Consider the following 11,619-nt stretch of genomic DNA (forward strand, 5'->3'; position numbering starts at 1 on the left):
AATAATGGTAATGTAGCATGGCTTATGTTGGGGTATGTCAAGTTAGGGCTACATAAAACAGCGGGTATTATTGGTCTATTATCGGCGTTAGAAAGGGAGGATTTTATTTGTTTAACGCTACCCTTATAACCATCTGTTTTATCAAATTGCTTTACTTTGTAAACTTTAAAACTGTACAATGCAAAAACCAAACTGGAGAACAGCCAAAGAATTTGAAGACATTACGTATAAGAAATCAAACGGTGTAGCCCGTATAGCCTTTAATCGCCCCAACGTACGAAATGCTTTTCGCCCAAAAACGACCAGTGAATTGTATCAAGCGTTTTATGATGCGCAGGAAGATACGAGTATCGGAGTAGTCTTACTTTCGGCCGAGGGGCCTTCGACCAAAGACGGTATCTATTCGTTCTGTAGTGGCGGAGATCAAAAGGCTCGGGGAGCGCAGGGCTATGTGGGTGATGATGGCATGCACCGACTAAATATTCTTGAGGTGCAACGCCAGATACGTTTTATGCCCAAAGCGGTCATTGCCGTGGTACCTGGTTGGGCCGTGGGCGGCGGGCACAGTTTGCATGTCGTCTGCGATCTCACTTTAGCAAGTAAAGAACATGCTATTTTTAAACAGACCGATGCCGATGTCACTAGTTTTGATGCTGGTTATGGATCGGCCTATTTGGCAAAAATGGTAGGGCAGAAAAAAGCACGTGAAATCTTTTTCTTGGGAAGGAACTACTCCGCTCAAGAGGCTTATGAAATGGGAATGGTAAATGCTGTGGTTCCGCATGAAGAACTTGAAGATACCGCCTATCAATGGGCACAGGAAATTCTTGAAAAGTCGCCCACCTCGATAAAAATGCTAAAATTTGCTATGAACCTTACCGACGACGGTATGGTAGGGCAACAGGTTTTCGCCGGTGAGGCGACACGCTTGGCCTATGGCACGGAGGAAGCCAAAGAGGGGCGTAATGCCTTTTTAGAAAAGCGGAAACCCGACTTCGGAAAAAATAAATGGATCCCTTAGGTGTGCTATTTTAGTCAATAGAAGCAATGATGTCTTTTAAGAAGGTATTTATATCAAAAACCGATCCATCGGAAATTCCTGTGCGAACAACGACCAAATCTTTTGAAGGAATAATAAATACGCGTTGACCTTGGAAGCCATTCGCTGAAAAAAGGTCTCGAGGAACATCTGGATATTTCCCTTCGGCATTCAACCAAAAATGAGCACCATAGGTTCCATCAGAATTTAGGGTCGGCCTTTTTATATAGTCGACCCATGCTGATGAAAACAGTTGCGTTCCGTTCCAATTGCCTTTATTCAGGTAGAGTAGGCCGAATTTCGCCCAATCTCGGGTGTTTGCCCAAGCATAGGAAGAACCGACAAAATTTCCGGTCATATCGGCTTCGATGATCATAGAGTGCATTCCTATTTTATCAATTAAGGCCGCATACGGGAAATCTACATATTCTTGATGGGTCTCGAATTGCTTCCTTAAAATGCCGGATAAGAGATTGGTCGTACCAGAAGAGTAATTCCAAATTTCAGTCGGTCGGGCTATGGCGTTCTTTTCCATTTGTGCCGTCGTCATATCGGAATTCAAAAACAACATCCGCGTTACATCTGAAATCTTAGAATAATCTTCTTCCCATTCCAGCCCACTTTGCATTCGTAATAGGTGATTAAAGGTAATATGCTTTCGCTCATCGTTTTGCCATGATGCGATGGAGGTGTAGCTATTTAAGTCCAGTTTCCCCTGATGCTCCAAGATTCCATATAACGTCGCTAAAATACTTTTGGTCATAGACCAACCCAATATGGGGGTTTCCTCCGTAAACCCGTCGGCATACCGTTCCGCAATAATTTGATTTTTATAGGCAACAAGTACAGTACGTGTCTTTGAGGTTTCTATTGCAACAAATACACTATCCAGAGTCCTCTTTAGTTGGTCATAATCGACATTGTCAAAAAGAGTATCCTTTGATCCATTATTACCATAAGGAAAAGGTAGGTCGTTCTGTAACGCTTCTCGATGGGGTGTGGGAATATTGGTTTTCAGGGCATGTTTATCATTTATCAATACACAACCCAAGCCTTCGCGACATATTGTTTTTCGTTCCATAAGCCCAAAAAAAGTCGCAGTCGCCATTTTGGGCCTTGATTCAACTTCCGCCAATTTTATCAGCGGTATGTTATGATCACTTTCGATAACCGATTGGCTACTACGATGGGAAATAAAAACGGTAGAGGCCATACTTTTAGAGGCATATCCTGAAATGATCGTAAGTTTTGGGTAGTTGAAATATGCGACTAGAAACAAAAGAACAAGCAAAAGCCAAGGAACAAAACGTTTCAATAACTTCATAGGAGAAATCGAATTTGAATAAACTGGCAGACCCGGTTGTAGCAAAAAGACTAAATATAAAAATTACTTTATAAATTGTGTAACTTGTATTATTAAAATAGGTAATAACATTTCGAATATTTACTTGAAATATTTCGTGTTAGAACCTCTAATCACTATAAATGAAAGTATTGGTTTGTTTGAATATTCCTGAAATAGGAATAGAACTTATGAAAAAAGAAGGCCTTGAAATTACCAAATGGGACAAAGAGCGACCGATGACCTCGGAAGAATTGGATAAACTTGTTCAAAAACATGATGCCTTGTTGTCTACCGGAAGTTATCGCATCGATGCTCCTTTTCTCGAAAAGCATCGCCATCTAAAGATTATTTCACAGTATGCCGTGGGTTATGATAACATTGATGTCGATGCGGCTACGGCCTTGGATATTCCTATTGCCAATGCCCCTAATGCCATGACCGATGCTACTGCCGATATTGCTTTCGGCCTGATACTTGCTACCGCGCGAAAGATGTGTTATATGCACAAACGCATTATCGAAGATCAATGGAAGTTTTTTAGGCCTCAGGCTAATTTGGGGCAAGAACTTAAAAATAAAACCTTGGGCGTTTTCGGACTGGGAACTATTGGCATGGAGTTGGCAAAACGCTGTAAAGGGGCTTACGATATGAAGGTGATTTATTGTAATAGAACCGTAAATGAGATTGCCGAGCGTGAATTGAATGCCAAAAAAGTTGATTTTAACGAATTACTCGAACAAAGTGATATCGTTTCGCTGCATTGTGCTCTTACAGGTGAGACCCGCAATAAATTTGCTAAAGAGGCTTTTCGAAAAATGAAGGATACTGCTATTTTTATTAATACTTCCCGAGGTGGAGTACACAATGAGGCCGACCTTATAACGGCATTGAAAGAGAGGCAAATATGGGGTGCGGGGTTAGATGTTACCAATCCTGAACCTATGGAAAAAGATAATCCACTCTTGTTTATGGAAAATGTAGCTGTAACTCCGCACATTGGCTCTGCCACGGTTGAAGCAAGAAATCGAATGGCAGAATATGCCGCTCAGAATATTATTGCCTGTTATAAAGGGGAGAAAATACCCTATGCATTGAACTTATGTTAGGCTATATGGGGGTATTTGATGAGGAAGCAACTCCTTCGTTAAATCTGGGGTAGTTAAAATAACCTATACTATGGGGTTAAGTTGGAAACGAATTTGGGGATTATTGGTACTGGTTTTTATAGTGGGATGTCATGATAATGGCCCTATTTGGAAGCCCTTGGAGGTTACTGTTTCGGCCTATAATTCGGTAAAATCCCAAACGGCCAATAATCCTCGTTTGGCGGCGTGGGGCGATACCTTGGTTCCAGGGGAGAAAAGCATTGCGGTTTCTCAAGACCTAATAGCGTTGGGCCTTGGACACATGACCAAAGTAAGAATTGAAGGATTGCAGGGAGTTTATAAGGTTAAAGATAAAATGCATGGAAAATGGAAAAATCGCATCGATATTTATATGGGAAATGATATTAAACAGGCAAAAGCCTGGGGAATAAAGAAAAAAGTGATTTATTACGCTATAGAACAACCGCCTGAATAAAGTTTAGCATATGTATCGAATATTACGACCCAAGTACTTGAACTATTGTTTTTTAATTGTGATTTCTTTAGTCATATTTTCCTGTGCAAGTTCAAAAGAAGTCATTGATAGACCTATTGTTTTTAATGAGGAACGTGAAACCTTGACCTTAGAGTATTTGTCGGAACGCTATGGTCTTGAACAAGATAAACCCACTATCGTTCCCCGTATGATTGTGTTGCATTGGACGGCAATTCCAACTTTTGAAGGATCTTTCGATGCGTTTGAGCGCCCGAAATTGCCTACTTGGCGGCCAGACATCAAGAATATGAGTGCTCTAAATGTTTCCGCCCATTTTTTAGTCGCTCAAGATGGAACCATATATCGACTTATGCCAGAAACGATTATGGGACGCCATGTTATTGGATTAAACCACTGTGCCATAGGAATAGAAAACGTTGGGGGCACCGAAGATACGCCGCTAACAGAAGCGCAATTAAAATCAAATGTTTGGTTAGTTGAATACCTGTCAAAAAAATATGACATTGGGTATTTAATCGGTCACTATGAATATACCAATTTCGAAGGGCATGAACTTTGGTTGGAGAAAGATGATGGATATCGTACCAAAAAAACCGATCCAGGCAAAAAATTTATGGACGATGTTCGAAAGGCCACCAAAAGACTTAATTTTAAACCGGTTCCTTCAAAACAGTAATTCCATGATAAAAAAAATTACAACGGTCATTTTCATATTTTTAAGTTGCGTTGTTTTTTGTCAACAAAACGACATTACCACTTCGCTTTATGAATCTTACGATCAATTTAAAGAGGCTAGTCTCGATAAACGTCGGATAAAGCATAATGAGATTCAATCTTTAGTTTTGAAATATCGTTCCAGTCCTGATTTTGTAGTAAAAAAGGTCGGAGAATCGATTGAGGGAAGGGATTTAAATTTGATTAGTATCGGATCGGGAGAAATCGATGTGTTTCTTTGGTCGCAAATGCATGGTGATGAACCTACTGCTACCCAAGCTATTTTTGATATTCTCAATTTCTTGAAGAGTAATAGTTTAAAAATAGAAAAGGAGGCAATATTGGCCAACCTCAAACTTCACTTTTTGCCCATGCTCAATCCCGATGGGGCAGAGGTATATCAAAGAAGAAATGCTTTAGGAATTGATATTAATCGCGACGCACTGCGATTACAATCTCCCGAAGGGCAAACACTAAAAAGGGTTCGTGATAGTTTGAATGCCGAATTTGGGTTCAACCTCCATGATCAAAGTACATACTACAACGCTGAACGTACCGAAAAACCCGCTACGATTTCTTATTTGGCCCCGGCCTTTAATTATGGTAAAGATATTAATGAGGTGCGCAGCAATGCTATGAAAGTCATTGTTTTTATGAATAATATTATTCAAAAATATGCTCCTGGTCAAGTGGGACGCTACAATGACGATTTTGAACCCAGGGCTTTTGGCGATAATATTCAAAAATGGGGCACTAGCGCAATTTTAATTGAATCGGGAGGGTATCAAAATGACGTGGAAAAACAAGAGATACGTAAATTGAACTATGTATCGATTTTATCGGCCATTTACACCATAGCCAAAGGAAGTTATAAAAGTCTTGCACTTGAGGATTATGAGAAAATACCTGAAAACGATCGTAAATTATTCGATTTAAAGATAGCGAACGCTACCTACAATCTTTTAGGGAAAGACTATATTTTAGATATCGGCATCAATAGGTTGGAAGTCGATCTTGAAAACCACAATGACTTTTGGTACAGTAGTCGTATTCTGGATCAAGGTGATCTTTCTACGTACTACGGTTACGAAACATTGGATGCTTCGGGCTTTACGATAGTGCCAGGGAAAGTATACCCTGAAATTGTTACCGATTCAAAAGATATCGATTTTCCTTCACTCTTAAAATCGGGCTATGCCTACTTGCGGGTCAAAGGTATTTCTGCGAAAGAATTATATTCACCCTTTCCTATTCATATGATAAGTACAAAATATGAGGTGCCCGAGCTACAGATTAAAGTGGGGGAGAACCCGACTTTCTTTCTACAAAAAGATGGTAGGCTACACTATGCTATTATCAATGGCTTTTTGTTTGATCTTAGCGACGGAAATAAAAGGATAATTTTTAATTCCGCTTTTAAAAACGCTATGATCTATCGGTAAGGCTAATAGCCGAACTGGATATTCTTATAAGCACCATTCTCTATTAAAACTGCCATCATTACAAATAATATAGTAACAATTATTGAAAAGAGTAGTACGACAAAATATCTGTACCATTTATTCAATTCGCCAAGCGCACTATACTGCATTATTTCGTTGATTACACCCATGATTCTGTTTTTTTAAGTTAAATAGCATCATTCGTATTTGGATGTAGGCGTTCATAAAACTATGGGGTAGTTTATACTATAACAATTGGTAAAACAAAAACCCTACCGTAAAAAATAAAAATAAAAAGGGGGAGCCATCATTGCTCCCCCTTTTTCTGATAATGTAACTAACTTAGTTTATAGGCTTTCCGCATCAAGAAGTGCAAAGAATTTATCTAAATTAGGAATAATGACAATTTTGGTGCGTCTGTTTTTTGACATATTCTCCTTAGAGTCATTTTCGACCAATGGTAAATAACTGCTTCGCCCGGCCGCAATCATTTTAGCGGGATCAACACCATATTTGTTTTGCAATATATCAACTACAGAAGTGGCACGCTTTACACTAAGGTCCCAATTGTTTCTGAACATTTCGGTACTAATAGTTCTTGAATCGGTATGACCTTCGACCATTACTTCCATACTAGGCTCCGAATTGATTACTTCGGCTAATTTTCCTAAAATATTATTGGCCTTGTTACTGACCCTGTAACTACCACTATTGAAAAGTAGTTTATCAGATATATTGATCATAACTACAGTTTTGTCAATATTTACATCAATATCATTTTCATCATCTGAAATTGACTTTTTCAAATTATATGAGACGGCCAAATTCATGGAATCTTGAAGAGTTTTGGCCTGTGCCAATTTACTTGGATCTACTTTTGCCAATGTTTCCCTCATTTTTTGTTTGGTGTTGTTGCTCATCACGGCAACATCATCAACGGAGGTCATTTGCGAATCATTGATGTCTTTTAATGAATTTATTTTTTCATTGTATTCGGTAACCCGAGCTTCAATCTTAGTCATTTTAGATTCTAACTCTTCTTTTTCAACTTGTGTTTTTGTCAAGGCACTTTGTGTGGTCTGTAAGTCACTCTCTAGTGCTACATATTTCTTTTTCGAAACACAAGAAGCTAAAACAGTAATAGCCAATGTACCTGTAATAATCGATTTTTTCATTTTCAATTGTATTATAGTTTATTCTTTCACTCACATATACGCACGAAAATCGAATAAAGACGTCGACCTAGGTTTCGCAAGCCTTATCAATACTATGTTTAAAAGAAAAATATAAAATTAAAAAACTGATTGTTAGTGACTTGTGGATATAAAAAAAGGCGCCTATATCAAGCGCCTTTTTCTAGATTTTCTTATTTTGATTATTCACAACCTCCGGTAAAACCAGTCGCGTTGAACTTTGTTTGTACAGCACCTTGCAGACTCCCATCCTTTACTTGAATCGCTAGATTGTTCTCACCACTACCATCACGTTTTGGGCTACAATACTCAAAAAGATAGAAGCTATTGGCCCTTTGTGATACACGAAAAGAGATATCGTTAAAAGTACTTTCCAATTCATCCTTGTTCGTTGCAAAAACACTGGCCGTTTTACCTAAGTCTGTTAGTACTTGTGTGTCAATTTCTGCTCCTAGTCCTATTGTGAAAAAGGAAATATTTGGATCTGCGTCATCTACTTTTTTCTGAGCAGCCTGTTGGGTATAACGGGAAGCTTGATCAGTACCATCAGTAAATATAACAACAGAGGCCGCCCCAATTTTCCCGCCTTTCGTGCTTTCGTTCAATAAGTTAGCGGCAATATCCGTAGATTTCATTACGGCACCATACAAGTCGGTTGATGGGTCATTGCTAATGTCATCGGTAATTCCCGATATGGAGGCCGTCAATTCTTCTTTTGAGTCTGTCAATTCATTTAAAAGATGCAGTTCATTTTCACCATCAAACCAATAAATGGCCATTTTAAAAGATTCTTGGGTAGTAGCGGGCATTACATTGTCAACAAAGCTGATGCCGGCAGCTTTTAACTCTGCAAGGCTGCTACTCAATACACTGTTACTAAGGTCTAGCACCAGCAATGTATTGTTTTTGAAAATTTGAGAGTTCGGAGAAATACGTGCTTGAGATTCTGAAGTGGATATCGTATTGAAACAGGCGTCATTTCTACCTTGCTCGTATATCGTGAATTGCTCGGCTGTTAGACCGGGTACCGGGTTGCCATTCGTATCGGAGACCTTAAAAAAGATAGACACTTTTCCAGGAGCCGTAGTATACTGTTCTTGTATTGACAAGATCAAATCACTCTCACCGAGAGCCAGGCATTCGTCTACCGGTTTTCCTTTACCTAGTCCGTCGCCCGTATTCAACCCAAAATTTACATCGTCATCTGCATTTCCACAGGATATAAATACGGTTACGGCAAAAATAAGCCCAAGAAGATTTAAGTATGATTTCATTTTCAATTTTTTTACGTTCAACCATCACAACGGCTAAATGCGCTTAAAAGTATAAGCTTCAGAGAGAAAATTGTGTTAAACATTGTTAAATCGATAGATTAAAAATTCGTAGTTTCATCCCGGCGAACTACGATAATCCTATCAATTACTGCTTCTGTTTTGGTAAGTGGTTTATTTGTAGCGCTTTAATGCCGTTACCCTTAAAACAATGAAACAATTTTCTTTGGCTGCTTTAGTCATGATTTTGACGCTACCTTTGTACGCCCAAAAAAAAAATGAAGCATTTCGCATCCATATTCGTAAAATCAATTCACCTGTGGTAGTTGACGGAGTAGGGGATGACGAAGTTTGGTCTACTACAGACGTTGCGAAAGACTTTTTTATGGTATTACCTATGGATACCGATAAGGCGAACGAAACTTCCGAAATTCGTATGGCTTATGATGATAACAATATTTATCTATTGGCTACTTTTTACAATATGGCGGAAGGCGGTTATTTTGTTGAGTCGTTGAGACGCGATTTTTCATTTGGTAAAAACGATAACTTTTTACTTTTTATGGATCCCTTTAACAATCAGACTACAGGTTTTTCTTTTGGTGCAAATGCCTACGGTGCCCAATGGGATGGTACGATGTATAATGGAGGAAGTGTCGACTTGAATTGGGATAGCAAATGGGTTTCGGAAACGACCCGAAGTGATGAGAAATGGGTCTTTGAAATGGCATTGCCCTTTAAATCGATTCGCTACGAAGACGGTGTTCGGGAATGGGGCATCAATTTTAGCCGTTTAGATTTAAAATCGAGTGAAAAGTCGAGCTGGACACCTATTCCCAGACAGCTTCCGACGGCATCTTTAGCCTATACCGGAACCTTGGTTTGGGATGAAGCACCACCCGCTCCAAGAACGAATTTTTCAATTATTCCTTATGTATTAGGAGGGTTAAACCAAAATTTTGAAATTGGTGATAAAACTGAAAATGATTTTAAGATTGGGGGAGATGTGAAGTTCAGCTTAACCTCTTCTCTAAATCTTGATTTGACGGTGAATCCAGATTTTTCACAAGTAGAGGTCGACCGGCAAGTGACCAATTTAGACCGATTTGAATTGTTTTTTCCCGAAAAGCGTCAGTTTTTTCTTGAAAATGGTGATCTGTTCGCCAGTTTCGGATATCCTACGATAAGGCCTTTCTTTTCGAGGCGTATAGGATTGGGGGTGCCCATTCAAGCAGGCGCTAGAATCAGCGGTAACCTAAACAAGAAATGGCGGGTAGGCCTTATGGACATGCAAACAGCAAGTGTTGATGAAACTGGATTGCCCAGCCAGAATTTTGCCGTGCTATCATTACAGCGAAAAGTGTTCAGTCGTTCGAGTATTGGTCTAATGTTGGTCAATAAGCAAGCTATCAATTATCCTCTTGAAAACGATTCGCTTCAAACGCTATATCCTAAATTCAACCGTAATTTGGGAGTGGAGTATAATTTAGCATCTTCCAATGCTTTATGGAGTGGCAAGGCTTTCTTTTTAAAATCATTTAGTCCTGATAAAAATGGCGATGGGGCAACCCAAGCGGCGCATTTGGCTTATGCTAACAGAAAATGGAGTTGGCGAATTCAAGAAGAATGGGTAGGTAAAGATTATAGGGCGGAAGTTGGGTACGTACCTCGTAATGGATATGTGAATTTTAATGGGGAAGTGGGCTATTTGTTTTTTCCTGAAAAAGGTAAAATTGTTAGTCATGGTCCTCAGTGGGAAAGTATATACTACTTTAATGAGAATTTCAAAAAGACCGATAATGTAAATATTATCAGTTATGGTCTTAATTTTCGTAATCGTAGTAGTTTTGAGCTGGTGACCTTTAAAGAATATGTTGAACTTCTCTCCCCCTTTGATCCTACACGATCGGGCAAAGAACTGCTTGACGTAGGCACTGATCATTATTGGACAGGTATTGGTTGGGATTACGTATCAAAACCACAAAGCCTTTTTACATATGCCTTTGGTGGTCGTTTAGGAGGATACTATTCCGATGGAAATCGAACTAGTATAACAAGTGAACTTGGTTATCGATTTCAACCTTTTGTTAGCCTAAGTGCTACTTTGAACTACAATCATATCAGTTTGCCCGAACCTTGGAACAATACCGAATTTTGGCTTATCGGATCGGAAGTAGATATAACCTTCACCAATAAACTATTTTTCGCCACTTTGTTTCAATATAATGAACAAGCAAAGAATTTCAATCTCAATTCACGGTTGCAATGGCGATATAGCCCCGCTTCCGATTTATTTTTAGTATACACCAACAATCAGTTTATAGATCCTTTTTCCAAGAAAGACTGGGCACTGACCTTAAAATTCACCTATTGGTTTAATAAGTGATATTAGATTTGGCTTATACACCGCACCCTTATATTTTCTCTTTTTAAGACGGTTTTAAGAAACTGTTAAAGTGCCCTTGGTTATCCATTTTTTTGATAACTTGTAAAGGTTATAGAAGTGAAATTCATTAAACTAACTAAAAGTCATGGCAACCTATCAACTTAACATCAACGGAAAGTCGCATTCAGTCGACGTCAGTGAAGACACTCCTTTATTATGGGTGTTGCGAGATCATCTCGATTTAGTGGGTACTAAATTCGGATGTGGTATTGCCCAGTGCGGCGCATGTACAGTTCATTTGGAGGGAAATGCCATACGCAGTTGCTCTACGACCTTGGCCCAAGTGGAAGGAAAATCAATAACAACGATCGAAGGGTTGTCGGAAGATGGTTCACATCCGTTACAGGAAGCTTGGAAAGAAGTCGACGTACCACAATGTGGATATTGTCAGGCTGGTCAAATCATGACCGCGGCCGCTTTCCTTGAAAAGAACCCAGCTCCTTCAAAAGAGGACATAAAAAATGCAATGCACGGCAATATTTGTCGGTGTGCAAGTTACAACCGGATTTTCAAAGCTGTTGAAATGGCCGCGGCGAAGATGGAATAGTAGCTATTTTTAATTTTCAT

At 39.2% G+C, this 11,619-nt stretch carries 11 protein-coding genes; 7 read left to right on the forward strand and 4 right to left on the reverse strand.

What is annotated here, in order from left to right:
- Positions 1–178 precede the first annotated feature (178 nt).
- Complete coding sequence (locus AACZ88_RS00175) at positions 179–1,021, forward strand: 1,4-dihydroxy-2-naphthoyl-CoA synthase (RefSeq protein ID WP_339704410.1); 843 nt, start codon at positions 179–181, stop codon at positions 1,019–1,021.
- Between the two features lie 10 nt (positions 1,022–1,031).
- Here AACZ88_RS00175 and AACZ88_RS00180 read toward each other — a convergent pair whose 3' ends face one another.
- A complete protein-coding gene (locus AACZ88_RS00180; RefSeq protein ID WP_339704413.1) occupies positions 1,032–2,363 on the reverse strand; it encodes a serine hydrolase in 1,332 nt (443 codons plus the stop codon).
- Positions 2,364–2,524: 161 nt separating this feature from the next.
- Between AACZ88_RS00180 and AACZ88_RS00185 the strand changes: the two genes are divergently transcribed.
- The 4 genes from AACZ88_RS00185 to AACZ88_RS00200 all read left to right on the forward strand — a co-directional run bounded on the left by AACZ88_RS00185 (position 2,525) and on the right by AACZ88_RS00200 (position 6,142).
- The gene (locus AACZ88_RS00185) at positions 2,525–3,490 is read left to right on the forward strand and encodes a D-glycerate dehydrogenase (protein WP_339704415.1); all 966 of its coding nucleotides are present in this window, start codon (positions 2,525–2,527) and stop codon (positions 3,488–3,490) included.
- Between the two features lie 70 nt (positions 3,491–3,560).
- Entirely contained in the window at positions 3,561–3,965 is a 405-nt protein-coding gene (locus tag AACZ88_RS00190; protein WP_339704417.1) for a hypothetical protein, read from the forward strand.
- 10 nt (positions 3,966–3,975) lie between these two features.
- On the forward strand, positions 3,976–4,662 hold the full coding sequence (locus AACZ88_RS00195) for a peptidoglycan recognition family protein (RefSeq protein ID WP_339704418.1): 687 nt from the start codon (positions 3,976–3,978) through the stop codon (positions 4,660–4,662).
- A 4-nt stretch (positions 4,663–4,666) separates the two neighbouring features.
- Positions 4,667–6,142 carry a M14 metallopeptidase family protein gene (locus AACZ88_RS00200; protein ID WP_339704421.1) on the forward strand — a complete coding sequence of 492 codons (1,476 nt, stop codon included), beginning with the start codon at positions 4,667–4,669 and terminating at the stop codon, positions 6,140–6,142.
- A gap of 2 nt (positions 6,143–6,144) precedes the next feature.
- On the opposite strand, the gene AACZ88_RS00205 is transcribed toward AACZ88_RS00200, so the two are convergent.
- The 3 genes from AACZ88_RS00205 to AACZ88_RS00215 form a co-directional block, all read right to left on the reverse strand.
- Complete coding sequence (locus AACZ88_RS00205; RefSeq protein ID WP_339704424.1) at positions 6,145–6,312, reverse strand: hypothetical protein; 168 nt, start codon at positions 6,310–6,312, stop codon at positions 6,145–6,147.
- Between the two features lie 177 nt (positions 6,313–6,489).
- Positions 6,490–7,317: an OmpA family protein gene (locus tag AACZ88_RS00210; RefSeq protein WP_339704427.1), complete on the reverse strand. Its 828-nt coding sequence runs from the start codon at positions 7,315–7,317 to the stop codon at positions 6,490–6,492.
- A 200-nt stretch (positions 7,318–7,517) separates the two neighbouring features.
- Complete coding sequence (locus tag AACZ88_RS00215; RefSeq protein WP_339704430.1) at positions 7,518–8,609, reverse strand: VWA domain-containing protein; 1,092 nt, start codon at positions 8,607–8,609, stop codon at positions 7,518–7,520.
- A 208-nt stretch (positions 8,610–8,817) separates the two neighbouring features.
- On the opposite strand from AACZ88_RS00215, the gene AACZ88_RS00220 reads away from it, so the two are divergent.
- The gene (locus tag AACZ88_RS00220; RefSeq protein ID WP_339704433.1) at positions 8,818–10,992 is read left to right on the forward strand and encodes a DUF5916 domain-containing protein; all 2,175 of its coding nucleotides are present in this window, start codon (positions 8,818–8,820) and stop codon (positions 10,990–10,992) included.
- A gap of 145 nt (positions 10,993–11,137) precedes the next feature.
- Entirely contained in the window at positions 11,138–11,599 is a 462-nt protein-coding gene (locus tag AACZ88_RS00225) for a (2Fe-2S)-binding protein (protein WP_339704436.1), read from the forward strand.
- Positions 11,600–11,619 lie beyond the last annotated feature (20 nt).

The sequence above is a fragment of the uncultured Kriegella sp. genome (assembly GCF_963975415.1).
Lineage (GTDB): Bacteria > Bacteroidota > Bacteroidia > Flavobacteriales > Flavobacteriaceae > Kriegella.